Raw genomic sequence first — 24,007 nt, forward strand, 5'->3', positions numbered from 1 at the left:
AAGTTTCAAGGCCCAAAGCTTCAGGACCGAAAGCTTCAGGACCGGAAGCTCGAATACCAGAGGCTCAAGGACCGGAAGCCTCTGGGCCGGCTGGCGACGCTGGTGGACCACCGTCGCCTTCGTCGATGCCCTCTACCGATCGAGGAAACGGAATGTTCCAGCGCGTCATCGATGACCTGAAGGAATCGACGGGAACAGCGCTGCGGCAGAGCTCGCTCGCCGCAGCGACCGCAATCGCGCTGTTCATCACCACCGGCTTCATCTGTGCCGCCGTGTTCATCCTGGTGCTGCAAAACTACGGCGCGGTCGCCGCCTGCTTCTCAGGGGCTGCGATCTTCTTGCTGGTCACCCTGATCACGGCCGCCAGCTATCTCGTGCGCAAGCGCCAGATCGAGCGGCGCGCGCGAGAGACCGCAAAGTCGGCGGCGCAAACCATGCTGGCGGATCCGATGGTGGTTGCGGCCGGGCTGCAGCTCGTCCGCAGCATCGGCGTAAAGCGGCTGATTCCGCTGCTTGCCGTCGGCGGCCTCGCGCTCGGACTTCTCGCCGGACGCGGCCACGCCACGGACCAGACGCCAGCCGAATAAGCCCGGATCTCGCGAAGACATCATGCGGCGGCGAAAGCTGACGCGTGATCGCGCCTGCGCCCGCAGCCATCGCCGGCGGCGCACACGTTCCCTCACGCAACCGCGCGATCAGATCACGCCGACCGGCAAGGAGGCTTCAGGTCACGCAGCGTCCGGGCTGCAGCAGCTTGGCGACGTCGGTGAGCATGGAGACCACGGGCTCGCAGGCGATCGTCAGCTTCCCGTTCGTGGCGGGCCGGAGCGGGAGCGGCGTGGGCACGACGTTGCGTGAAACCTGCACCGCGGGGACGCGGATCAGCACCGAGGTCTCGGCAAGCCCGTCAAGCCGCAGCAAAATGGTGCGGGTGGGGGCGGCCGCTGCGACCGGCGGGCCAGACCGGTCGGTCTTGGCGGCGCGGTTGACGGTGGCGTCCGGAGCGGGCGCGGCGGCCTCAATGCCGCCCGTCATATCGTGGCCCGAGGCAAACTGCACGGCGGGAACCATCAGCGAAACGCCGATGGCGCCCAAAATACTCCAACTAGTCTTTGACATAGCCGTTCATCCCTCGCCCCATTGGCGATCGGGAAAACAACGCGCCATGGAACCGCGGGGTTCTCGAATTCACCATCACTTCACCGTGTACAAAAAAGTTTGGGGTGCCCTGGAACGACTTTTCTGCCGGGGAGTCATCCCGGCAGCCGGTTATTCCCCCCTGCCCCATTGACCGGCGACGGGGCGCGGCTGTGGTGATGCCAGCCGCGCCCTATTTTTTTGTTTTTTTGCGTTTTGCCGGGATGCCGGCCATTCGCCAGTCCGAAGACGCGAACCGCTCTCCCGCCGCTATCCCGGACGTTGCTGAGCGCCCAGCAGTTTGCGAAGGACGAGATCGAGCGCCGCGATTGCCTCGCGCTCGGCCTGCCTCGGATCGCGCGACATCGCGATGAGAAGGGCGAGCTCGTTGAGGGCTGCGAGCAGGATGTGTCCGATCGGTTCTATCATCGGCTCCGGCAGCAGGCCTTTCTTGGCAGCCGCCCGAAGCCCCGCCTTGACCACGCCAAAGCTGTGCTGCTCGTCGATCTGCCGCCAACGCACCCAGCCCACGATCGATGGCGCATCGATCAGCACGATGCGGCTTATGGTCGGGTCCCGCGCCAGCTTTATCCAGGCGAGACAGCCGGCCTTCAATGCCTCGACGCCGTCGGCGGAACCCCGCGCGGCCTTGACCGTGAGCTGAACCGCGTCGGCGTGGACCCGGATCAGCACCGCCTCGAAGAGCGCCTTCTTGTCGGTGAAATGATGGTAGAGCGAACCCCGGCTGACGCCTGATTGATGAAGCACCGCCTCGATCGACGTCGCCTCGTAGCCGTCGCGCGCAAACAGCTCCCGGGCAGCGGCGACGAGTAGCTCCCGCGTGCTTTGTCCCTTGGCAAGTCGTCCATCCATCGGGGCGCATCTTAGTTGACAAAACCGACCGATAGTCTATTAGTTGCTAGACTGATAGTCTAGTATTGTGGACTGTCGTTGGCACGGATTCGAGCCGGAGCGACGTCATGCCTTTGCTGACCGCCGAGCAGGCCCAGCGCACGATCACGACCAATCTGCCGCCGGTCGATCACCATAACGAAGTCGTCGAGGCGGTCGGCCCGGATACCCTTCGCCTGCGGCTGCCGTTCAGACCGGACTATCTGGGCGCTGAGCCCTGGCAGGACGGGAGCGGCCGGGTTTTTTCCGGACCGATGGTGATGGGCTTTGCGGACACTGCGATGTACTGCTGTGTCATGGCCGCACTGGGCACGAGCGTCATTCCGGTGATGGCCAATTTCAACGTCACCTTCCTGAGCCCGGCTCGGGCCGCGGATCTTGTTGCCGACGTGCGCATCGTGCGGCGCGGCGGTCGGCTCCATTACCTGGAGTGCTGGGTGAGTTCGGACGGCGAGTCCCACCCATGCGCGCACGTGACCTCGACGTACCGGGTCTCCCGGCGCGCCAACTGACTGTGGCCGGACGCGCGGCAGCGAAAGGCCGGCTTCGGGACCCGGAGCCGGACATGCCAATGGAGCCCGCCACCGCCGTCCATGCCGGCCGCACCCGTCCAGCCTTGCGCTCAGCTGGATAAGGCGGTGACGCGACGGATGGCCGCAAGGTTCCGCTGCATTTAACGTCGCCTGCCGAGCAGGCTATAAGCGGCAGAGCTTCAGCAGGACCTGCCCATTTCCGCATTGCACGAATTCCTCTCGATCGTCAGCCTCTCGCTCGGCGTCAGCCTGGCGGCGACCGCGATTGCGACCGCGGTCAGCCTGCCGGTCGGCTATGCGCTCGCAACCATCGCCTTCCCGGGACGCCGCGCGCTGGTCGTGCTCGCCAATGCGTTCTTTGGCCTGCCGCCGGTCGTGGTTGGCCTCGTGCTCTACCTCGTGCTGTCGCGCGCCGGCCCGCTTGGCTTCCTCGGCCTCCTGTTCACGCCGACGGCCATGGTGATTGCGCAGGCGGTGCTGGCGGCACCGATCATCACCGCACTGGTGCATCGGGCCGCTGAGCGGGCCTGGGCGCGCTATGGCGACGAACTGATCAGCGACGGGGCAACGCGCCGGCAGGCGATGCCGCAAATCCTCGCGATCATCCGCGCCGATATCGTGACAGCGGTGCTCGCCGGGTTCGGCCGCACCGTCTCCGAAGTCGGCGCGGTGATCCTGGTCGGCGGCAACATCCGCGGGCTGACGCGCACCATGACGACGGCGATCGCGCTGCAGACCAGCCAAGGCGACCTCGCGCTCGCACTCGCATTGGGTGCCGTGCTGGTCGGCATCAGCATATCCATCAGTGCGACGGTTTTTGCATTGGCCGGCAGCGCAAGCAGCGCGGGAAGTGAGGAAGCATGAAACGAACTGGGCTCGCCGTGGCGCTCGTGGCCGCATGTCTCTCGATCAGCCCGCTGTCCGCGGCCGAACAATCCATCATTCTCGCCTCTACGACATCGGTGGAGAATTCGGGCTTGCTCGCCGCGATCATGCCGGCATTCACGGCAAGGACCGGCATTGCCGTGCGCGTGGTGGCGCAGGGCACCGGCAAGGCCATCGACACGGCACGGCGCGGCGATGCCGACTTGCTGTTGGTTCACGATCCCGAAGCCGAGCAGCAATTCATGGCCGAGGGCCATGGCGCAAGCCGCCGGCAGATCGCCTGGAACGATTTTGTCATCGTAGGCCCCGCCGAGGACCCCGCCCATGTCCGCGGCGGCCATGACAGCGTCGCCGCGCTGTCGGCGATCGCGGCGGCCGGGGCGCCGTTCGTCTCCCGCGGTGACAAGAGCGGCACCAACGCCGCCGAGCTGCGGCTCTGGAAGCTTGGCGGCAGGACGCCGGAAATGCTCGCCGCCGAGAAATGGTATCGCGACATTGGCGGCGGCATGGGACAGGCGCTGAACGCGGCCAGCGCCATGGGCGCCTATACGCTGTCCGACCGCGGCACCTGGCTCAGCTTCGCCAACAAGGGCCCGCTGGTGATCGCGGTCGAAGGCGACGCCAGGCTCCTCAATCGCTACGACGTGATCGAGCTGAACCCGCAGAAGCATGCCGGCGCGAAGCTCGCCGCCGCCAAGATGTTCGCGGACTGGCTGGTCTCCGACGAGGGGCAGCGGGCGATCGGCGCTTTCCAGGTGAACGGACAAAAGTTGTTCAATCCGTCCGCATCTTCGCCGAAATGATCGTGGCAAATCCCCGGCACAAAGGGGATTTGCCATGAAACAGGCCGCCAATATCGAGATTCCCGAGACGCTGAAGGAGATCTGCGATCCGCGTCGGATGGCGCTGGTGGTCTACGACATGCAGATCGGCATCCTCCGGCAGATCAAGAACCCGGACGAGATCGTCAGCCGCGTCGCCAGGGTTCTGGCCGCGGCCCGCGCCGCCGGCGTCCGGGTGTTCTTCATGCGCCACATGTCGCTGCCGAAGGAGCTGATGGGCGCCTTCCAGTATCGGATGGCGATGGCCTGGCAGCGCCTGGACGATCCCACCGCGGTCGATCCATGGTTCTTGCGGGACTCGCCCGGCTTCGACATCACGCCCGAACTGAAGCCACTGCCGAGCGAGGCGATCTTCGACAAGATCACCATGTCGGCGCTCGAGGGCACGCCGCTTCCGATCGCGCTGCGCGACTGCGGCATCACGGCGATCGCGCTTGTCGGCGTCGCGATCGAGATCGGCATCGAGCCGACCGCGCGCCATGCCGCCGATCTCGGGCTCATTCCCGTCATCATCGAGAATGCCTGCGGAGGCGGCCACGCGGAGGCGGCGGCACGCTCGATCGAGGCGCTCAAATTCGCCGGCGACGCCGTCATCACCGACATCGACAGCTTTTGCCGCGCGCTCGCTTGAAAAGCGCAAAAAAATCCGGCGCGCCCGTGGGAGGCGCGCCGGAAAAGGCTCGACCAGCTAGACTGTACACTCCTTATCCGGCGACGACCGGTTCGCCGCGGGCGCCTTGTTCACGCCGCGGGCGCTTTGGGCGCGCGGTTGCGCGAATTGCGCTGGAAGAACAGCGCCTGGCTCGCGACCGCCGACACCATCGCCGGCTGGAACGGCTTTGAGATCAGGAACGCCGGCTCCGGCCGCTCGCCGGTCAGGAAGCGTTCCGGATAGGCGGTGATGAACACCACCGGCACCTCGAAACTGCGCAACAGCTCGTTGACGGCATCGAGGCCCGAACTGCCGTCGGCGAGCTGGATGTCGGCGAGGATCAGGCCCGGCTTCTTGTTCTTGGCAAGCGCCACCGCATCCGAATGGGTACGGGCGACGCCGATCACGTTGTGACCGAGATTCTTGACCAGGCTTTCCAGATCCATCGCGATGAAGGTCTCGTCCTCGATGATCAGGACGTCGGTCGCGATCTCGGCCGCCATCTCGCGGCCGGCAGCGTCGGCGAGCCTGCGCGCTTCCGCGACGTCGGTGCCGAGGATGAAGGCCACCTCGTCCTCGGAAAAGCCTTCGAGCGACAACAGCAGGAAAGCCTGGCGAGGCAGCGGCGTGATGTTGGACAACCGACGCTCCGGCGGCATCGGCAGGGTCCGGACCTCGGTGTCCTCGTTGATCGAGACCGAATTCCAGATCTGGGTGAACAGCCGGAACAGCCCTGCGCGGGGGCCATGGCGCTCATCGAGCACGGACGGATCCTGCAGCATCGCCTCCAGCATCGCGGCGACATAGGCGTCGCCGGACGTCTGGCTTCCGGTCAGCGCGCGGGCATAGCGGCGCAGCAGTGGCAAATGTTCAGCAACAAGCTGTGATCGGGACATCCCCACTCCATCGATTTTGGGCCTTGCATCTCCTGGAGGGGCCGGCCCGGGTTCCCCTGGTCGGCTGACTACGCATGAACACGCGAAAAGTTCCACCGATGCTGGGAACTTTTCAGCGGAATTCGCATTAGCTTCCCGACACCGCACCTCAGCTCTCGAAATAACACATGACAATACAGAGACTTAACACTCGGGGAAACGTGGAACAGGTCATGAAGGATGCAAAGTCTCCAGCCAACAAGAATATGACCCCCGGGAAGGGAGGCCTGAACGCCGAGATCCAATCCAGGATCGGTCACCAGTTGCGTGCCATGTATGACGACGTGGTGCGACAGGGAGTTCCGGAACGCTTCGCGGAACTGATCCGCAAGCTTGATGTACCGCAGGCAGCGCACCAAGTGGGAGGAAGCGGGGGTCCAAACGACCAGAATAATGACGGGAGGGAGTAATGCCTCTCACAGAATCCCTTCGCGACGACATCCTGGCAGCGGTGCCGAGCCTGCGCGCCTTCGCCATTTCGCTGAGCGGCAATGGCGACCGCGCCGACGACCTCGTGCAGGAGACCCTGCTGCGGGCGCTCGCCAATATCGACTCGTTCCAGCCCGGCTCGAACCTGCCGGCCTGGTTGTTCACGATCCTGCGCAACCTGTTTCGCTCCGACTACCGCAAGCGGCGGCGCGAGGTCGAGGATGCCGAGGGCAACTATGCCAAGACGCTGAAGACGCAGCCGTCGCAGAACGCGCATCTGGAATTCGAGGAGTTCCGTACAGCGCTCGACAAGCTGCCGCAGGACCAGCGTGAAGCGCTGATCCTGGTCGGCGCCTCCGGCTTCTCCTACGAGGACGCGGCGGCGATCTGCGGCTGCGCGGTCGGCACCATCAAGAGCCGCGTCAACCGTGCACGGTCGAAGCTTGCAGCCCTGCTCTATGTGGAGGGCGCCGAGGATTTCGGCCCTGACGAGACGGTGCGCGCCGTGATCGGCGGCAACGGCTAGGTCCTCGCGGTCCGAAAGAGCTTAGCCATGGCGGGCCTCGTGCCCGCCATGTGCATTTTGGCGATGCGCGATTCGCAAAATCGCGCTACCGCGGCGGGCGCACCGGCGCGGAGAATTTTTCGGTGCGATCGCGCTCGTTCATGTCGACCACGGTGTCCATCGGCGCGGTGAGCTCGTAGACATAGCTCACATCGGTGAAGTAGCGCTTGGCGACGCCGCCGAGCGCCTCCGGCGCGACGCGATCGAGCAGGATCACGCCGAAATCACTGTCGGTGCGGCGGGTCGCCTCGCTGGTGTTGAACTCCTCCCAGCGGAAGTGGAAGGTCTGCTCGGAGCCCTCGCCCGTCACCTCCCATTTCGCGGTGATGTGCGGATGCTTGCCGACCAGCGACAGTCCCTCGTCCGAATGCGAGGCCAGCTCGAAGAACAGAAGCGACAAGCTCTGGGCGGCGCGCGCGCTCACCGCGATGTCGGGGCCGCTGACCGCGATGCGCTCGGCATGCGGGATGGCGCGCGCCTCGAACAGGCCCTTGAGCTGCACGCCCTGCCACTGGCTCTCGCTCAACAGCGACACCACGTTCGACATCGCGTGGATGCGCCCGATCAGCAGTTCGCGCGCCACGTCGATATCGGAGCCGTGCCGCAGCGTGCGCGTCACGATCGACTGGATCACCGCCAGGATGTTCTTGACCCGGTGGTTGAGCTCGTCGATCACGGCGGTCAGCCTGCGCTCGAATCCGATCCGGACCTGGATTTCACGGGAAAGGCGCAGGTTGTTATAGGCGACATAGCCGAACAGGCCGCAGATGATGCCGGTCAGCGACAGGCCGATCGCCGCCACGATGGCCGCGGTCTGCTCGGCGCGCTTCACGGCGTTGGTCTTGGCATAATAGGCAAGCCGCCAGTCGCGGTTGCCGAACGTCACCGTGCGCACCGCCGACGGCGGCGGGCTTGCGGGCGCGACCGTCCGCTCGGAAACCACGCCCCGGTCGTTCGCGACCAGCTCGCCATTGTCGTTGCGCGGATCCTTCAGCGCCACCGAGAACAGCGACAGGTCGTCGTTGGTGAGCATCAGCGGCGAAAGCTCGTAGGAAAACGTCACGAAGCCGGCCGGTGCAGTGGCGCCGGGCGGCACCACCGGCGCCGCCAGCATCAGCCCCATCGGTCCATTGGCGCGCAACAGCGGCAGCGGATCGGAGGCGACCGGCTTTCCCGCCGCCATCGCCTGCGCCAGCATCGGCCCGACCACCGGATTGCTGTCGAGCGCCCGCCCCGGAAAGGTGCGCGTCTCCGCGTTGCGCGGCTCGACATCCATCAGCACGTCGATCGGCTGACTGATCGCCGCGGTATCGAGCGGCTTGTCGTCATAGTTGCGGATCGTCGGGTTGGCGAAGCCGGCGCTGGCGAGTTCACCGCGCGCTGCATCGAGATCGCCCGGCTTGAGCCGCGCCACCCAGCCCGCCACCACGAAATCGGTCTTGAACGCATAGATCGAGGAGCGCAGCGGCTCCAGCATGCTGGCCTTCACCACCGAGGGCGAGCGGAAAAGGCCCGACGCGACACGGGCCAGCAACTCGCGCTCGGTGAGACGGTCCTGCACCAGGCTGGCATGCACGTCGATCGCGCGCGCCAGCGCAATGCCGTCGATGGTCAATTCCTGGTCGTGAACGCGATAGGCCGCAAGCCCGGAGAGCAGGACTCCGATGAGCGCGATGAAACCGATGATAAAGCCCAACCGAACCACGCGGCTTACTCAGGAAATGAGGGATTGGCGAGGCAGCGCTGAAATCATCTGGAATCCGCTCGCCTCTTCGCAAGCCACGACAGATTGGGCCCAACCGGGCGGGATAATGGAGGAGGCATCAGAAGCGCGCAACTAAACTTGGAGAGGAGGATTAACCGAGCCCCACCACGGGCTGGGCCGGCCAAGCCCCGGAGCAAGTCCGGAGAACGACAATAGCGTCACGCAGGATTGGTTCCGCCCCGCGCGCTGAAATCCTTCTAAAAAGCCCGCGACAGCCCGTCACAAGGGTTAACGCGCCGGCCTCGCGGCGCCGGCCGGCGCCGCCGGGCGCAGCCCACCTTTGGCCTCGATGAAGGCCGTGATCTTCTCCAGCCCCTCGCCCTTCTTCAGGTTGGTCATCACGAACGGCCGCTCGCCGCGCATCCGACGCGTATCCGCATCCATCTTGTCGAGCGAAGCACCGACATGGGGCGCGAGATCGATCTTGTTGATCACCAGGAGGTCGGAGCGGGTGATTCCGGGGCCGCCCTTGGAGGGGATCTTGTCGCCGGCGGCCACGTCGATCACATAGATCGTGAGGTCTGCAAGCTCGGGCGAGAAGGTGGCGGCGAGATTGTCGCCGCCGGACTCGATCAGCACCAGATCGAGACCGGGAAACTTGGCCCGCATGTCGGCAACGGCCGCGAGGTTCATCGAGGCGTCCTCACGGATCGCGGTATGCGGGCAGCCGCCGGTCTCGACGCCGGCAATGCGGTCCGCCGTCAGCGATCCCGAACGCACCAGGAACTCTGCATCCCATTTGGTGTAGATGTCGTTGGTGATGGCGGCGATGTCGTAGCGTTCGCGCAGCGCCTTGCAGAGCAGATCCATCAGCGCGGTCTTGCCCGAGCCGACGGGACCGCCGACGCCGACACGCAGGGGGCCGTGAGAACTAGCCATGTCAGCAATCCCTCAATTGTTGTGGTCCCGGCGAACGCCGGGACGGCGCCTGGGGTACCATCCGTCTCATGACCTGAACAACCGCGTGTACTGCGTCTCGTGCCTCAGGCCTGCCAGGTCGGCGCGGAAAGTCGCGCTGCCGAGATCGTCGAGCGAGGCCACTGCCGCGCGCGCGGCGGTGGCCGCGACCACGCTCTCGAGCGCGGCGAGCACGCGCTGGCTGTCGGTCTGGCCGAGCGGAACGAGGCGGCTGGCGGCCGAAATCCAGTTCGACGTCACCGCGTGCAGGAAGGCGTGCAGCAGCGGCCGCAGCGGAATTCCATGCATGGCGCCGACGATGCCGACCGCGACCGGGTAGACGATCGCGCCGTCGCATGCCGCCAGCGTCGCCTCCAGGCCATCGCAATTCCAGGCGGTGCGCGCGATCTCGACAAAGGCGCGGCCCTGCGCTGACGTCTCGAGCTGCCGCTCGCGCGAGGGCACAAAGGCCGCCGCAAGCTCCGCGACTTCTTTCAAAGCGATCTCATCGGCAGCTTCCGCCGCGCGATGCGCCTGCGCCAGGAAGACACCGTCGCAGAAACCCGAGCCGTCCGTGAGCATCGCGGCAAGCCAGTCCTGCAGCGTCGCCGCATCCCGGACGTCGGCCGCCTCCACCGCCCATTCGATGCCGCTGGAATAGGAGAAGCCGCCGACCGGAAAGGCCGGCGACAGCCAGGTCATGAGACGGTAGAGCGAGGCCGCCTCGCGCTCCGTCAGGTCACTCCGCGCCCGCTCCGGCTCATTTGTGGTCATGAGCATGGGAATGGCCGTGATGATGATCGTGGTCGCAATGCTCGTCATGATGGTGGTGGTCATGGTGGTGATCATGATCGCCATGATCGTGCGCATGATCATGCGCGGCGTGATGCGGCGCGTGGTTCTCGGAAACGTGAGCATGCGCGGCGCCGGCATAGGCACCGCCCTCGGGATCGAACGGCGCCTCGATCGCGACGACGCGCGCGCCCAATCCCTTCACCATCGCCTCGATCACGTGATCCTTTCGGATACGCAGCGCCTTCGGCATGATCTGGGTCGGCAGATGGCGGTTGCCGAGATGCCAGGCGACGCGGATCAGATGATGCGGATCGGCCCCGCGAATCTCGATCAGCGGCTCGGGCGCTGCCACCACCTCGACCAGCCTTCCATCCTCCAGCACCAGGGCGTCGCCGCCGCGCAACGCCACGGCGTTTTCGAGATCGAGCAGGAATTCGAGGCCGCGCGTGCCGCACATCACCAGCCGCCGCCGATGCCGGTCGTCGAAATCGAGCACGACGGTGTCGGCCGGCGCCGCGGTCCAGCGATGCTGCGGCTTCACATCCGTAGCGCGGATCATGCGGAGATCTTATCGACCTTGCCGTCGCTGATGATCTCGATCAGCGTCGGCGAGGCCTTCAGCGATGCGGAAAGTTCGCGCCACACCTTCATGTGCGGCGCGCGGGCATGCGCGTTGAGATCGTCGCGGCTTTCCCAGCGCTCGACCACCACATACAGGTTGGGATCGTTGACGCTGACGTGGCCCTCATAAGCGATGCAGCCCTTCTCTTTCCGCGTTTCGGCGATGCACGCCTTGTGCCCGTTGATGAAGGCCTCGCGGCTCTCGGGCTTCATCTGCGTGGTGGCGATGACATAGATCATGCAATCCTCCCGTTGCTTTTCCGACGTTTCCTAGAACATGAAATAACGCTGCGCCAGCGGCAATACCTCCGCCGGCGCGCAGGTCAGCAGTTCGCCATCGGCGCGCACCTCATAGGTTTCCGGATCGACCTCGATATGGGGCGTGGCGTCATTGTGGACCATGCTCTTCTTGGAGATCTTGCCGCGGGTGTTCTGCACCGCATAGAGCTGCTTCGAAATGCCGAGCTTGCGCGCCAGCCCGCCCGCCACCGCGGCCTTCGAGGTGAAGACGACGGACGATGCCGTCAGCGACTTGCCGAAGGCAGCAAACATCGGCTGGTAATGCACCGGCTGCGGGGTCGGGATCGAGGCGTTGGGGTCGCCCATGGGCGCGGCAACAATCGAGCCGCCCTTGATGATCAGGTCCGGCTTGACGCCGAAGAAGGCCGGCGACCACAGCACGAGGTCGGCGAGCTTGCCCTTCTCGACCGAGCCGATCAGTTTTGACACGCCGTGCGCGATCGCGGGGTTGATGGTGTATTTGGCGATGTAGCGCCTGACGCGAAAATTGTCGTTGTCCTTGCCCTTGTCCTGCGGCAACGATCCGCGCTGCTTCTTCATCTTGTCGGCGGTCTGCCAGGTGCGGATGATGACCTCGCCGAGACGGCCCATGGCCTGCGAATCCGACGACATCATCGAGAGTGCGCCGAGATCGTGCAGGATGTCTTCGGCGGCGATGGTCTCCTTCCGGATGCGACTCTCGGCAAACGCAAGGTCTTCCGCGATCGAGGGATCGAGATGGTGGCACACCATCAGCATGTCCAGATGCTCGTCGATGGTGTTGCGGGTGAAGGGGCGCGTCGGATTGGTCGACGACGGCAGGACGTTCTTCAAGCCGGCGATCTTGATGATGTCGGGCGCGTGGCCGCCGCCGGCGCCTTCGGTGTGGAAGGCGTGGATGGTGCGGCCCTTGAAGGCCTTTACTGTGTCCTCGACGAATCCGGATTCGTTCAGCGTGTCGGAATGCAGCATCACCTGGACGTCGTAGTCGTCGGCGACTGAAAGGCAATTGTCGATCGCGGCCGGCGTCGTGCCCCAGTCCTCGTGCAGCTTGAGCGCGCAGGCGCCCGCCTTGATCATCTCGGCCAGCGCCGCCGGACGCGACGCATTGCCCTTGCCCGAGATACCGAGATTGACCGGGAAGGCGTCGAACGACTGGATCATCCGCGCCATGTGCCAGGGCCCTGGCGTGCAGGTGGTGGCGAACGTGCCGTGCGAGGGGCCGGTGCCGCCGCCCAGCATCGAGGTGACACCAGACATCAGCGCATGCTCGATCTGTTGCGGGCAGATGAAATGGATGTGGCTGTCGAATCCCCCTGCGGTGAGGATCTTCCCCTCCCCCGCAATCACGTCGGTGCCCGGTCCGATCACGATGGTCACATTGGGCTGGATGTCGGGATTGCCGGCCTTGCCGACCGCCGAGATCATGCCTTCCTTGATCGCGACATCGGCTTTCACGATACCCCAGTGATCGACGATCAGCGCGTTGGTGATCACGGTATCGGCCGCGCCCTGCCGGTTGGTTGCTTGCGACTGGCCCATGCCGTCGCGGATCACCTTGCCGCCGCCGAACTTTACCTCTTCGCCGTAGGTGGTGAAATCCTTCTCCACCTCGATGATGAGGTCGGTGTCGGCGAGCCGCACACGGTCGCCGGTGGTCGGCCCGAACATGTCGGCATAGACGCGTCGAGAGATTTTCGATGTCATTCTTGAATCCTTGCTCTCTCAGAAGTGCTTCTGTCAGGGTGTTTTCCGGCAGGCGGCCCCAAATCGGGCGATATCGCCGCGCCCCGCCTCAATACCGAACCGAACTGCCGCATTCCCGATCTTGAATTTGAAGAAGCCTGTCTTCTCAAACGCCTTGAACGCCGCGTCGTTGGGGGCGACGTTGAAATCGTATCCCCAGCCACCCGAGTCGTAGGAGGCGATTTTATCGAGGACAGAGGTTTCCGGCCCCGGATCGAGCCGCACGATCGGGTATCCGTCATTCAGAATCAGATCCGCAATCGCGGCCCGCACGCTTTTGTCCTGAATGTTAGTCTCGGAAACCTTGACCGCGCCGGATCCGGGCGCGCAATGAAAAGATATCGATCCGATCGCATCGGTCGCCTCAGCGGTCTCCGCGATGTACAGCATAAATGCACCGTCATCGAATTTCGTCTGACGCCATTTCACTTCATTGGCGGATGCGGACGAAGCCAGGAGAAAAGTGGCAAGGCTCGCAACAAGAGCACAGACCGCTTTCGATACGGCGCCCGTGCGCAAACCATGCGTTTGCGTCCTCACAGCGAACTCCTCGCTTCAGCGACCGCATCGTCGAACATCTTGTCGAGCGCCGCATTCACGCCGCGACATCCGGCGACGACCTGCTCGGCCCAGGCGACATAGTCGGCCAGTTCTTCGCGCTGCTCCGCGCTCGCATTTAGAAATATGCGCGCGCGCACGTTGCTGACCTTGTCGGCGATCTTGATCAGCTTTGCGCCGGGCGATTTGTGCGGCGCGTCCTCGATCTGTTTCTTCCGGCGCTCGGCCTTGGACAGGCTCATGTCGTCGGTGCACCCCACGACCAGCGCCGCGACGCGCTCGCCGAACTTCTGCGCCAGCTCCTCGCGCGTGGTTGCGGTATCCTCGATCACATCATGCAGCCAGCCGGCCGCTATCAGCTCGGCATCGGCGCCATCGGTCACTCGCGCGAGCAGGTTCGCCACCTCGGCGAGGTGGTTGATGTAGGGCTCGCTGCCGCGCCCCTTGCGCGCCGTGCCGGCGTGGCGATGTGCGGCCAGCTCGGCAGCTTCCGAGATGAGACGGATTCCGGTCAACATGGAATCACAACTTCCCCATCACGTCGCCGCGAAAGCCGTAGACGGTGCGCTTGCCGGCAAGCGCGACGAGATGCACTTCCCGCGTCTGTCCCGGCTCGAAGCGCACCGCAGTGCCGGCCGCGATATCGAGCCGCATGCCGCGCGCCTTTTTCCGATCGAATTTCAGCGCCGGGTTGGTCTCGAAGAAATGGTAGTGCGAGCCGACCTGGATCGGCCGGTCGCCTGAATTGGCCACCGTCAGCGTCACGGTCTTGCGGCCGGCATTGAGCTCGATCTCGCCGTCCTGGATGAAGAGTTCGCCGGGGATCATTCTTGTCCTCCTCCTGTCATTCCGGGGCGCGCGCAGCGCGAACCCGGAATCTCGAATCTGATAACCTCCAGATTCCGGGTTCGGCCGTACCGGCCGCACCGGAATGACGTCGTCACCGGATCGGCTGATGCACGGTGACGAGCTTGGTCCCATCCGGGAAAGTCGCCTCGACCTGAATGTCGTGGATCATCTCGGGGATTCCCGGCATCACCTGCTCGCGCGTCAGAACTTCCGCGCCCGACTTCATCAGCTCGGCGACGGTGCGGCCATCACGCGCGCCCTCGACGATGAAATCGGAAATGATCGCGATCGCCTCGGGGTGGTTGAGCTTGACGCCGCGCTCCAGGCGGCGCCGCGCCACCATGGCCGCCATCGAGATCAGAAGCTTGTCCTTTTCGCGGGGGGAGAGATTCATGCCAGCACTCGGATTGACGTTTTCGATCTAGTTGAGCCAGAGCCGCGGCAAAGCTGCACGGTCGGCGGCGCCCAGTACCGCCATCATATCGGCACGCAGCGCGGCGGCATCCTGGGCGCAGAAACGCGCCATGGCAAATCCGTTCCAGGCGGAGACGCCGACTTCGCCGGCGAACGCGCCCGACCGCTCGCGGATGCGCGCGACCAGCGCTTCGTCGCCCGGCACGATCAGCGCGGTGCCAATGGCAACGCCGCCCTTGGCGACCGCAGGCCGCGCCAGCCTGCCTCCGATGTCACCGTCGAGGCGAACCGTCTCGGCAAAGACAAGCCGGCCGCCGCGGCGCAGGCGCCAGCGGTCGATGAAGGCGCCGCTTTGCATGCGTTCGCCCATCGCGGTCCGGCCGAACACGACAATTTCGCACAACAGCAGCGAAGCGCCTTCTGAAAGCTCGATCTCGATGCGCCGCGTCAGGCGTGCGCGATCGAACAGGATGGTCTCCTGCGGCAGCCAGGCGAGATGCGCGCCGTCGGCGACCTTCAGGGTGACGCTGAGCTCGGCCGCCGCATCCGCCGCGCGATAGATCTTTTCGGCCGCCGCCGTGGTCAGCGTCAGCCGGGCGCCCGCTTCAACGGAGATGCCGACCTCGAAGCGGTCGCCGCCAGCGATGCCACCAGCGGTGTTCACCAGCACGGCGGAGAGACCCTTATCCTCGGGCGCGGGAAAGCGCACGCGCAACGAGCCGGATTCATGCAAAGCGCCGCGCCTCGTGGCGCCTTCGCGCTCGGCCACCTCGAAAGCAACCGCGCCGCGCGCGCGGTTGGCCGCGAACGTGTTAGCCGCCTCACTGCGCATCCATCCTCCCGGAACGCGGTCGAAAGGCCGCCGCGCCCTTAAAGTCCTTACAGCGCCATCTGGCGGCTGATTTCGGCGGGGTCGAGGGCTGTGCGGTCGCAGGCATATTTCACCGCACCCCGGTCCATCACCGCGAAACTGTCGCCGAGCTCACAGGCAAAGTCGAGATATTGCTCGACCAGCACGATGGCGATGTTGCCGAGGTTGCGCAAGTAGGAGATCGCCCGCGCGATATCCTTGATGATCGAGGGCTGGATGCCCTCGGTCGGCTCATCGAGCAGCAGCAGTTTCGGTCGCATGACGAGCGCGCGCCCGATCGCGAGTTGCTGCTGCTGGCCGCCGGAGAGGTCGCCGCCGCGGCGCCCCAGCATGGATTCCAGCACCGGAAACAGCGAAAACACGTCGTTCGGAATGCTGCGGTCCTCGCGCTTCAAGGGCGCAAAGCCGGTCTTGAGGTTCTCCTCGACCGTCAGAAGGGGAAAAATCTCGCGGCCCTGCGGCACGAAGCCGATGCCGCGCCGCGCCCGCTCATAGGGTTTGAGGCCCGTGATGTCGGCGCCGTCGAAGCTGATCGAGCCCGAGGCGACCGGATATTGGCCCACCAGGGCGCGGAGCAGCGAGGTCTTGCCGACGCCGTTGCGGCCGAGCACACAGGTGACCTTGCCGGGCGCGGCCGCAAGCGAGACGCCGCGCAGCGCCTGCGCCGCGCCGTAATAGAGGTTGATGTCTTTCACCTCGAGCATCGGAAGCATCCTTCGTCCGCCATGATCCCCTCCCCGGCTCTCCCATTTTCAAGGGGAAGGAGAAGAGCGCCACGGCCGTTTCCTTGCCCTGAAAGAAGGAGGATGAGGGAAGCGGTCATCGTCGTCATCGTCCCAGATAAACCTCGATCACCCGCTCGTTCGACGACACCTGGTCGATCGTGCCCTCCGCAAGCACGCTGCCCTCGTGCAGGCAGGTCACCTTGACGCCGAGCTCGCGCACGAAGGTCATGTCGTGCTCGACCACCATCACGGTGTGGTCCTTGTTGATCTGCTTGAGCAGTTCGGCGGTGAGATGCGTCTCGACGTCGGTCATCCCGGCGACGGGCTCGTCGACCAGGAGCAGCTTCGGGTCCTGCGCCAGCAGCATGCCGATCTCCAGCCATTGCTTCTGGCCGTGTGACAGGCTGCCCGCAAGGCGACGGCGCGCATCGGTGAGGCGGATGGTCTCCAGCACCCGCTCGATACGCTCGCTGTCCGTGCTGTTGCCGCGCCAGAGCAGCGTGCCCTTCACGCTGTGGTCGACATTGAGAGCAAGCAGCAGGTTGTCCTCCACCGTCTGACTCTCGAAGACGGTCGGCTTCTGGAATTTGCGCCCGATGCCGAGCTCGGCGATGCGGGTCTCATCCAGCCGGGTCAGGTCGGTGACGCCGTCGAACAGCACGACGCCCTCGTCCGGCCTGGTCTTGCCGGTGATGATGTCCATCATCGTGGTCTTGCCGGCGCCGTTCGGGCCGATGATGGCGCGCATCTCGCCCGGCGCCAGCGTCAGCGACAGGTTGTTGATGGCGTGGAAGCCGTCGAAAGAGACATGCACGCCGTCGAGATAGAGCAGCGCTGATGTGGCGCGGGTGTCCATGATGTTCATGCGCTCACTCCGCCATCTTGGGTTCGCTGACGCCGTCCTCGCGCGCCGCACTTGCGGCATCGGCGCGGCGGGCCGCCTTCCACGGCTCCCACCAGGCGTTGAAGGTGCCGACGATGCCCTTCGGCAGCAGCAGCGTCACCAGGATGAACAGCGCGCCCAGCATGAACAGCCAGTAGGGCGCGAGCGGGCCCGAGGTGAAGAAGGTTTTGGCGTAGTTGACGACGACGGCGCCGAGCGCGGCGCCGACCAGCGTGCCGCGGCCGCCGACCGCGACCCAGATCACGGCCTCGATGGAATTGCCCGGTGCGAACTCGCTCGGATTGATGATGCCGACCTGCGGCACATAGAGCGCGCCGGCGACGCCGGCCATGCAGGCCGACAGCGTGAACACGAACAGCTTGTAGGATTCGACACGGTAGCCGAGAAAGCGGGTGCGCGATTCCGCGTCGCGGATCGCGATCAGCACCTTGCCGAGCTTGGAGGTGACGACCGCGCGGCAGATCAGGAAGCCCGCGATCAGCGCGAGGCAGCTCAAGGTGAACAGCGCGGCGCGGGTGCCGTCGGCCTGCACGTTGAAGCCGAGGATGTCCTTGAAGTCGGTCAGGCCGTTGTTGCCGCCGAAGCCGAAATCGTTGCGGAAGAAGCCGAGCAAGAGCGCATAGGTCATCGCCTGCGTGATGATCGAGAGATAGACTCCCGTGACGCGGGAGCGGAAGGCGAGCCAGCCGAAGCAGAAGGCGAGCAGACCCGGCACCAGCACGATCATCAGCGCCGCAAACGCAAAATTGTCGAAGCCGAACCAGTACCACGGCAGCTTCTGCCAGTTCAGGAACACCATGAAGTCGGGCAGCACCGGGTTGCCGTAGACGCCGCGGCTGCCGATCTGGCGCATCAGGTACATGCCCATGGCATAGCCGCCGAGCGCGAAGAACGCGCCATGGCCGAGCGAGAGGATACCGCAATAGCCCCAGATCAGGTCGATCGACAGGGCCAGGATCGCGTAGCAGACATATTTGCCGAACAGCGCCACCAGATAGGTCGGCACCTGGAAGGCCGAGCCCGCCGGCAGCAGCAGGTTCGACAGCGGGATCAAGACGCCGCAGGCCGCGACCACCAGGATGAAGGTGGTCGCCGCGCGATCCAGCGAGCGCGTCAGGACATGCGGCATCATGCTTCCACCGCTCTGCCCTTGAGCGCGAACAGGCCGCGCGGGCGCTTCTGGATGAACAGGATGATCAAGACCAGGATCGCGATCTTGCCGAGCACGGCGCCGGCGACCGGCTCCAGGAACTTGTTGGCGATGCCGAGCGTGAAGGCGCCGACCAGCGTGCCCCAGAGATTGCCGACGCCGCCGAACACGACGACCATGAAGCTGTCGATGATGTAGCTCTGGCCGAGATTGGGGCTGACATTGTCGATCTGCGATAGCGCGACGCCGGCGATCCCGGCGATCCCCGAGCCGAGGCCGAAGGTCAGGGCGTCGACCCGCGAGGTCGCGATCCCCATCGAGGCCGCCATGCGGCGATTCTGCGTGACCGCGCGCATCTGCAAACCCAGCGAAGTGAAGCGCAGCATCGCGAGCAGGATCGCGAATACCGCGAGCGTGAAGCAGAGAATCCAGAGCCGGTTATAGGTGATCGTGATCTGGCCGAGCTCGAACGCGCCGCTCATCCAGGAGGGATTGCCGACCTCGCGGTTGGTCGGGCCGAACGCGGTGCGCACCGCCTGCTGCAGCACCAGCGACAGGCCCCAGGTCGCGAGCAGCGTCTCCAGCGGCCGGCCGTAGAGGAAGCGGATGATCGTGCGCTCGATCAGCACGCCGACCGCGCCTGCGACGAGAAAGGCGAGCGGCACCGCGATCAGGAGCGAATAGTCGAACAATTGCGGGTATGAGGTGCGGATCGCCTCCTGCACCACGAAGGTGGTGTAGGCGCCCAGCATCACCATCTCGCCATGCGCCATGTTGATCACGCCCATCACGCCGAAGGTGATGGCAAGGCCGATCGCCGCCAGCAGCAGCACCGAGCCGAGCGAGAGCCCGTACCAGCCGTTCTGCACCGCCGACCACAGCGCCAGATTGCCCTGGATCGAGGAGATCGCACCCGCTGCCGCCTTGGCCACCAGCGGCGGCTGATCGGCGCCGAGACTGGTCAGAAGCGCCAGCGCCTCCTGGTCGCCGCGCGCCTTGAGGGTCGCGATCGCATCGAGCTTGTCGCTGTCGGAAGCGTCCGGCTTGAACAGGATGATGGCGGCGCGGGCTTCGCTGAAGGCCTGCTTGGCGCTCTTGCCGGTTTCCTTGGCGAGCGCGCCTTCGACGACCGGCAGCAGCGCCTCGTCATGGGATTTGAACACGGATTGCGCGGCCGCGATCCGTTTCGCCGGATCGGGCGAGAGCAGCGTCAGGCCGCCGAGCGCGGCTTCCACGGTGCGGCGCAGCCGGTTGTTGAGGCGCACCGCACTGGCGCTGTCAGGCACGCTGTCGACGGCTGCGCCGGTGGCGGCATCGACCGCCTTGCCGTCGGCGCCGGTGATATAGACCTTCTTGCTCTCGGGATCGGCCATCAGGCGGCCGTCCTGCAGCGCGCTGATGATCGAAAAGGCAAGCGGATTGCCCGAGGTCGCGACCGTCCCGATCGCCTCCTCGGTGTCGGAAAACTCGTCATTGGCGAACTTGCCGACCGCATCCTCGAACGGCCCGGCAAGCGCCGGAAGCGCGAACGCGCTCAAGACGATCGCCAGCAGAAGCAGGCGAAGACGATGGAGGACGTTGGCAACCACTGGACTACCCCGGCAGAAGGCGCGGAAGGCGGCAGGTCGCCGCCTTCCCTTCTTGGCTTGCATCAGCCGATCAGGAACCCTGACCGCCGCACTTGTTGGTCTTGGTGTTGTAGTTGCCGCACTTCTTGCCGACCCAGTCGCCGATCAGGTCCTTGGAGCCTTCCAGCTCCTTCGACCAGGCGTCGCCGGCCACCAGGCCCGGCGTCTTCCACACCACGTCGAACTGGCCGTTGCCCTTGATCTCGCCGATGAACACCGGCTTGGTGATGTGATGGTTCGGCAGCATCTTGGCGACGCCGCCGGTCAGGTTCGGCGTCTCGATGCCGGGCAGCGCGTCGATCACCTTGTCGGGATCGGTGGATTTCGCCTTCTCGACCGCCTTCACCCACATGTTGAAGCCGATGTAGTGCGCTTCCATCGGATCGTTGGTGGTGCGCTTCGGGTTCTTGGTGTAGGCCTGCCATTCCTTGATGAACTTCTCGTTGGCCGGCGTCTTGATCGACTCGAAGTAGTTCCAGGCGGCCAGATGGCCGAGCAGCGGCTTGGTGTCGATGCCGGCAAGCTCCTCTTCACCGACCGAGAACGCGACCACCGGAATGTCGGTCGCCTTGATGCCCTGGTTGCCGAGCTCCTTGTAGAACGGCACGTTGGCGTCGCCGTTGATGGTGGACACCACCGCGGTCTTCTTGCCGGCCGAGCCGAACTTCTTGATGTCGGCGACGATGGTCTGCCAGTCGGAATGGCCGAACGGCGTGTAGTTGATCATGATGTCGTCATCCTTGACGCCCTTCGACTTCAGATAGGCTTCGAGGATCTTGTTGGTGGTGCGCGGATAGACGTAGTCGGTGCCGGCGAGCACCCAGCGCTTCACCTTCTCTTCCTTCATCAGGTAGTCGACGGCGGGGATCGCCTGCTGGTTCGGCGCCGCACCCGTGTAGAACACGTTGCGCTCGCTCTCCTCGCCTTCATACTGCACCGGGTAGAACAGGATGTTGTCGAGCTCCTTGAACACCGGCAGCACCGATTTGCGCGACACCGAGGTCCAGCAGCCGAACACGACCGCGACCTTGTCCTTGGTGATGAGCTCGCGCGCCTTTTCCGCAAACAGCGGCCAGTTCGAGGCGGGATCGACGACCACGGCCTCGAGCTTCTTGCCGAGCACGCCGCCCTTCTTGTTCTGCTCGTCGATGAGGAAAAGGATGGTGTCCTTCAGCGTGGTCTCGCTGATGGCCATGGTGCCGGACAGCGAATGCAGCACGCCGACCTTGATGGTGTCGTCGGCCGCCTTGGCCTGGGTGAAGGCGGCGAGGCCAAGCACGAGGCCTGCGGTCGCCGCGAGCCAGCGTCGGCGGCTCAGAGGCTCCGCTATTCCGTGAGTGGGTTGAGTAGACATGAACAATCATCTCCCTGACGCAGGCGTTGAACGCTTGCGACGGCCCCCTTGGCCGCCCGCGGCGACAGGAATCGCAAGAAGCATGCCATTACCGGGAAACGGACCTAAGCCTATGGGACTGTTTGGAAATCTGTCCTTCTGCCGCCTCGCCCAAAGGCGAATTGCCCAATTTATGGCCCGATCAAATGTATGCCGTGGCAGCAAAATGTATAATCTCTAGGCAATAGCCGACGACTGTCTAAATTTACGGCAGCCGTCGCGGCTGATTTTTCGAGCAATCGGTAGCCATACGCACGATTTGACCTTGAAAGCGTCGGCTTTACGTTCCATATGGTCGCCAAGACCTTGGTCGCTGAAGCGAATCAGGTCGTCGCGAGCCGCGTGTTCTTGGCCCTTAAGCAGGCTTCTGGTTCGCCCCTTCATCCCGACGAACCGACGTCCCAACACGCGGACGTCACTCAAGACGTCCAGCGCACCCCGCCGACTGGCAGGGCGCTGTTTTCATATGGAAAGATCCCCCTTTTGACCTCCTTTCAGGATTTCGGCCTGGCCGAGACAATCGCGCGTGCGCTCAAGGAAGAGAATTACCTGACGCCGACGCCGATCCAGGCCCAGACCATTCCGCTTGCGCTTGAAGGCCGCGACGTGATCGGCATCGCCCAGACCGGCACCGGCAAGACCGCCGCCTTCGCGCTTCCGATCCTCCACCGCCTGCTGCAGAACCGGATCAAGCCGCAGCCCAAGAACGCCCGCGTCCTGGTGCTGAGCCCGACCCGCGAATTGGCCGGGCAGATTCTCGATAGCTTCAACGCCTATGGCCGTCACGTCCGCCTCTCCTCGGCGCTCACGATCGGCGGCGTGCCGATGGGCCGCCAGGTGCGCTCCCTGCTGCAGGGCGTCGACGTGCTGGTCGCCACCCCCGGCCGCCTGCTCGACCTCGTGCAGGGCAATGCCGTCAAGCTCGGCCAGGTCGAATTCCTCGTGCTCGACGAGGCCGACCGCATGCTCGACATGGGCTTCATCAACGACATCAGGAAGATCGTCGCCAAGCTGCCAACCCGGCGCCAGACCCTGTTCTTCTCGGCGACCATGCCGAAGGACATCGCCGAGCTTGCGGACGCGATGCTGCGCGAGCCTGCGCGCGTGGCGGTAACCCCTGTTGCCTCGACCGCCGAGCGCATCAGCCAGCGCATCATCCAGGTGGATTTCACCGCCAAGCCGGCGGTCCTCGCCCAGCTCCTGAAGCAGGAGCCGGTCGACCGCGCGCTGGTGTTCACACGCACCAAGCACGGCGCCGACAAGGTGGTGAAGGGCCTCGCGAAAGCCGGCATCGCCGCCAACGCCATCCACGGCAACAAGTCGCAGAACCATCGCGAACGGGTGCTCGCAGCGTTCCGCGCCGGCGAGATCCGCACCCTGGTCGCCACCGACATCGCCGCCCGCGGCATCGACGTCGACGGCGTCAGCCACGTGGTCAATTTCGACCTGCCCAACGTGCCCGAAACCTATGTCCACCGCATCGGCCGCACCGCGCGCGCCGGCGCCGAAGGCACCGCGATCTCGCTGGTCGCGGGCGGGGAGGAACTGGCCTATCTGCGCGACATCGAGCGCCTGATCAGGATCGCGCTGCCGCGCGAGGATCGCCGCACCGCCGCTCACCGCGAGGCGCCGGTGGCTGCGCCACAACGCGGCAATCGCCCCGGGCCGCACGGCCATGGCAGCCATGCGCACGAGAAGCCGGCCGGCGCGAAAGGGCCTCGCCGACGGCGCCGCTCAGGTGGTAAGATGGCCGCTCAATCAGGTAACCGTCAGGAGTCGCACCGTCCGCCGCAGGGCGGCGGCAAGACTGAAGGAATCCATGGCATCGCCTTTTTGCGGCGCGATACCCGCTCCAATCGATCCACTCATAACCAATCACGCTAGCCGTCGACCGACCTGGAGAATGACATGGCTAAAGAGGAGCTGATCCAGTTCGAAGGGCTGGTCACCGAAATTCTTCCCGACGCCCGCTATCGCGTGCAGCTCGACGCCGGACATGAGATCATCGCCTACACCGCCGGCAAGATGAAAAAGAACCGGATCAAGACGCTGGCCGGCGACCGCGTGACGATCGAGATGTCGCCCTACGACCTGGAAAAGGGGCGGCTGATCTTCCGTCACAAGGACGAGCGGCCGAGCTCGCCGGGCGGCCCGCCGCGCGGCGGAGCCCAGCGCGGCGGCCAATTCCGCCGTCGCTAGGGGGCTGGATCGGGACCCGGACGGCCGCGGTCATGCGAGGCGGCCACGGGTTTCCGAAAGGACCGTGCTGAAATAAAAGGCGGAGGCGTGGCCGGACCACGTGTGACGACACGGTGTCGCCGCGCAGGCAATCTTGCGGCGCGCGCGGCCAAAAATCGTGCGCGTCAGGATTGTTTTGCGCCCCTGCTTCCAATATTATTACCGTAATCGATTTTCGGCCGGACGACATTAGCAACTCACCGGTACAGCCGGTTCACGCTGACGACCCTTCCAAAAATTCGATGCACACCAGCCCGCGCAAGCGGGTTTTGACCATACATCTG

The 24,007-nt window shown here is 65.0% G+C and carries 28 protein-coding genes; 9 read left to right on the forward strand and 19 right to left on the reverse strand.

Features of this window, described 5'->3' with window-relative positions:
• Nucleotides 1-152 precede the first annotated feature (152 nt).
• Complete coding sequence (locus tag QOU61_RS34010; protein ID WP_289655537.1) at nt 153-587, forward strand: hypothetical protein; 435 nt, start codon at nt 153-155, stop codon at nt 585-587.
• Between the two features lie 136 nt (nt 588-723).
• On the opposite strand, the gene QOU61_RS34015 is transcribed toward QOU61_RS34010, so the two are convergent.
• Both QOU61_RS34015 and QOU61_RS34020 read right to left on the reverse strand, forming a co-directional pair.
• On the reverse strand, nt 724-1,095 hold the full coding sequence (locus QOU61_RS34015; protein WP_289655538.1) for a hypothetical protein: 372 nt from the start codon (nt 1,093-1,095) through the stop codon (nt 724-726).
• Between the two features lie 312 nt (nt 1,096-1,407).
• Nucleotides 1,408-2,010, reverse strand: a complete 603-nt coding sequence (locus tag QOU61_RS34020) for a TetR/AcrR family transcriptional regulator (RefSeq protein WP_289655539.1) — start codon at nt 2,008-2,010, stop codon at nt 1,408-1,410.
• A 107-nt stretch (nt 2,011-2,117) separates the two neighbouring features.
• On the opposite strand from QOU61_RS34020, the gene QOU61_RS34025 reads away from it, so the two are divergent.
• From QOU61_RS34025 to QOU61_RS34040, 4 genes are all read left to right on the forward strand, one after another.
• Complete coding sequence (locus QOU61_RS34025) at nt 2,118-2,561, forward strand: PaaI family thioesterase (protein WP_289655540.1); 444 nt, start codon at nt 2,118-2,120, stop codon at nt 2,559-2,561.
• Nucleotides 2,562-2,786: 225 nt separating this feature from the next.
• On the forward strand, nt 2,787-3,446 hold the full coding sequence (locus QOU61_RS34030; protein ID WP_289655541.1) for an ABC transporter permease: 660 nt from the start codon (nt 2,787-2,789) through the stop codon (nt 3,444-3,446).
• Nucleotides 3,443-4,270, forward strand: a complete 828-nt coding sequence (locus QOU61_RS34035) for an ABC transporter substrate-binding protein (RefSeq protein ID WP_289655542.1) — start codon at nt 3,443-3,445, stop codon at nt 4,268-4,270. The genes QOU61_RS34030 and QOU61_RS34035 overlap by 4 nt, the downstream gene beginning before the upstream one ends.
• Before the next feature lie 34 nt (nt 4,271-4,304).
• Nucleotides 4,305-4,940, forward strand: a complete 636-nt coding sequence (locus QOU61_RS34040; protein ID WP_289655543.1) for a cysteine hydrolase family protein — start codon at nt 4,305-4,307, stop codon at nt 4,938-4,940.
• Nucleotides 4,941-5,050: 110 nt separating this feature from the next.
• On the opposite strand, the gene QOU61_RS34045 is transcribed toward QOU61_RS34040, so the two are convergent.
• A complete protein-coding gene (locus QOU61_RS34045) occupies nt 5,051-5,857 on the reverse strand; it encodes a response regulator (RefSeq protein ID WP_289655544.1) in 807 nt (268 codons plus the stop codon).
• 212 nt (nt 5,858-6,069) lie between these two features.
• Here QOU61_RS34045 and QOU61_RS34050 point away from each other — a divergent pair, with 212 nt between their 5' ends.
• Both QOU61_RS34050 and QOU61_RS34055 read left to right on the forward strand, forming a co-directional pair.
• Entirely contained in the window at nt 6,070-6,306 is a 237-nt protein-coding gene (locus QOU61_RS34050; RefSeq protein ID WP_289655545.1) for a NepR family anti-sigma factor, read from the forward strand.
• Complete coding sequence (locus QOU61_RS34055) at nt 6,306-6,851, forward strand: sigma-70 family RNA polymerase sigma factor (protein WP_289655546.1); 546 nt, start codon at nt 6,306-6,308, stop codon at nt 6,849-6,851. The genes QOU61_RS34050 and QOU61_RS34055 overlap by 1 nt, the downstream gene beginning before the upstream one ends.
• 85 nt (nt 6,852-6,936) lie before the next feature.
• Here QOU61_RS34055 and QOU61_RS34060 read toward each other — a convergent pair whose 3' ends face one another.
• The 16 genes from QOU61_RS34060 to urtA all read right to left on the reverse strand — a co-directional run bounded on the left by QOU61_RS34060 (nt 6,937) and on the right by urtA (nt 21,446).
• On the reverse strand, nt 6,937-8,595 hold the full coding sequence (locus QOU61_RS34060) for a CHASE domain-containing protein (protein ID WP_289655547.1): 1,659 nt from the start codon (nt 8,593-8,595) through the stop codon (nt 6,937-6,939).
• Between the two features lie 288 nt (nt 8,596-8,883).
• The gene (ureG, locus tag QOU61_RS34065; protein ID WP_289655548.1) at nt 8,884-9,534 is read right to left on the reverse strand and encodes an urease accessory protein UreG; all 651 of its coding nucleotides are present in this window, start codon (nt 9,532-9,534) and stop codon (nt 8,884-8,886) included.
• Between the two features lie 66 nt (nt 9,535-9,600).
• Nucleotides 9,601-10,332: an urease accessory protein UreF gene (locus QOU61_RS34070; protein ID WP_289662037.1), complete on the reverse strand. Its 732-nt coding sequence runs from the start codon at nt 10,330-10,332 to the stop codon at nt 9,601-9,603.
• Entirely contained in the window at nt 10,313-10,906 is a 594-nt protein-coding gene (locus tag QOU61_RS34075; RefSeq protein WP_289655549.1) for an urease accessory protein UreE, read from the reverse strand. The genes QOU61_RS34070 and QOU61_RS34075 overlap by 20 nt, the downstream gene beginning before the upstream one ends.
• Nucleotides 10,903-11,208 (reverse strand): putative quinol monooxygenase, encoded by a 306-nt coding sequence (locus QOU61_RS34080; RefSeq protein WP_289655550.1) that lies wholly within the window; start codon nt 11,206-11,208, stop codon nt 10,903-10,905. Before QOU61_RS34080 ends, QOU61_RS34075 begins: the two co-directional genes overlap by 4 nt.
• 30 nt (nt 11,209-11,238) lie before the next feature.
• Nucleotides 11,239-12,954 (reverse strand): urease subunit alpha, encoded by a 1,716-nt coding sequence (gene ureC, locus QOU61_RS34085; protein ID WP_289655551.1) that lies wholly within the window; start codon nt 12,952-12,954, stop codon nt 11,239-11,241.
• 33 nt (nt 12,955-12,987) lie between these two features.
• Nucleotides 12,988-13,533: a hypothetical protein gene (locus tag QOU61_RS34090; protein WP_289655552.1), complete on the reverse strand. Its 546-nt coding sequence runs from the start codon at nt 13,531-13,533 to the stop codon at nt 12,988-12,990.
• The gene (locus tag QOU61_RS34095) at nt 13,530-14,069 is read right to left on the reverse strand and encodes an HD domain-containing protein (protein ID WP_289655553.1); all 540 of its coding nucleotides are present in this window, start codon (nt 14,067-14,069) and stop codon (nt 13,530-13,532) included. The genes QOU61_RS34090 and QOU61_RS34095 overlap by 4 nt, the downstream gene beginning before the upstream one ends.
• Nucleotides 14,070-14,073: 4 nt before the next feature.
• Nucleotides 14,074-14,379 carry an urease subunit beta gene (locus tag QOU61_RS34100; RefSeq protein ID WP_289655554.1) on the reverse strand — a complete coding sequence of 102 codons (306 nt, stop codon included), beginning with the start codon at nt 14,377-14,379 and terminating at the stop codon, nt 14,074-14,076.
• Between the two features lie 112 nt (nt 14,380-14,491).
• Complete coding sequence (locus QOU61_RS34105) at nt 14,492-14,794, reverse strand: urease subunit gamma (protein WP_289655555.1); 303 nt, start codon at nt 14,792-14,794, stop codon at nt 14,492-14,494.
• Between the two features lie 27 nt (nt 14,795-14,821).
• Nucleotides 14,822-15,646 carry an urease accessory protein UreD gene (locus QOU61_RS34110; protein WP_289655556.1) on the reverse strand — a complete coding sequence of 275 codons (825 nt, stop codon included), beginning with the start codon at nt 15,644-15,646 and terminating at the stop codon, nt 14,822-14,824.
• Nucleotides 15,647-15,693: 47 nt separating this feature from the next.
• Nucleotides 15,694-16,389: an urea ABC transporter ATP-binding subunit UrtE gene (urtE, locus tag QOU61_RS34115; protein WP_289655557.1), complete on the reverse strand. Its 696-nt coding sequence runs from the start codon at nt 16,387-16,389 to the stop codon at nt 15,694-15,696.
• 124 nt (nt 16,390-16,513) lie between these two features.
• Entirely contained in the window at nt 16,514-17,275 is a 762-nt protein-coding gene (gene urtD / locus QOU61_RS34120; protein ID WP_289655558.1) for an urea ABC transporter ATP-binding protein UrtD, read from the reverse strand.
• A 4-nt stretch (nt 17,276-17,279) separates the two neighbouring features.
• A complete protein-coding gene (urtC, locus tag QOU61_RS34125) occupies nt 17,280-18,446 on the reverse strand; it encodes an urea ABC transporter permease subunit UrtC (RefSeq protein ID WP_289655559.1) in 1,167 nt (388 codons plus the stop codon).
• Complete coding sequence (gene urtB / locus QOU61_RS34130; protein WP_289655560.1) at nt 18,443-20,053, reverse strand: urea ABC transporter permease subunit UrtB; 1,611 nt, start codon at nt 20,051-20,053, stop codon at nt 18,443-18,445. Before urtB ends, urtC begins: the two co-directional genes overlap by 4 nt.
• 70 nt (nt 20,054-20,123) lie before the next feature.
• On the reverse strand, nt 20,124-21,446 hold the full coding sequence (urtA, locus tag QOU61_RS34135) for an urea ABC transporter substrate-binding protein (protein WP_289655561.1): 1,323 nt from the start codon (nt 21,444-21,446) through the stop codon (nt 20,124-20,126).
• Nucleotides 21,447-21,968: 522 nt separating this feature from the next.
• On the opposite strand from urtA, the gene QOU61_RS34140 reads away from it, so the two are divergent.
• Nucleotides 21,969-23,369 (forward strand): DEAD/DEAH box helicase, encoded by a 1,401-nt coding sequence (locus QOU61_RS34140; protein ID WP_289655562.1) that lies wholly within the window; start codon nt 21,969-21,971, stop codon nt 23,367-23,369.
• Between the two features lie 24 nt (nt 23,370-23,393).
• Nucleotides 23,394-23,684 (forward strand): translation initiation factor IF-1, encoded by a 291-nt coding sequence (gene infA / locus QOU61_RS34145; protein WP_289655563.1) that lies wholly within the window; start codon nt 23,394-23,396, stop codon nt 23,682-23,684.
• The last annotated feature ends 323 nt before the right edge of the window (nt 23,685-24,007 follow it).

The sequence above is a fragment of the Bradyrhizobium sp. NP1 genome, assembly GCF_030378205.1.
In the GTDB taxonomy this organism is placed as follows: domain Bacteria; phylum Pseudomonadota; class Alphaproteobacteria; order Rhizobiales; family Xanthobacteraceae; genus Bradyrhizobium.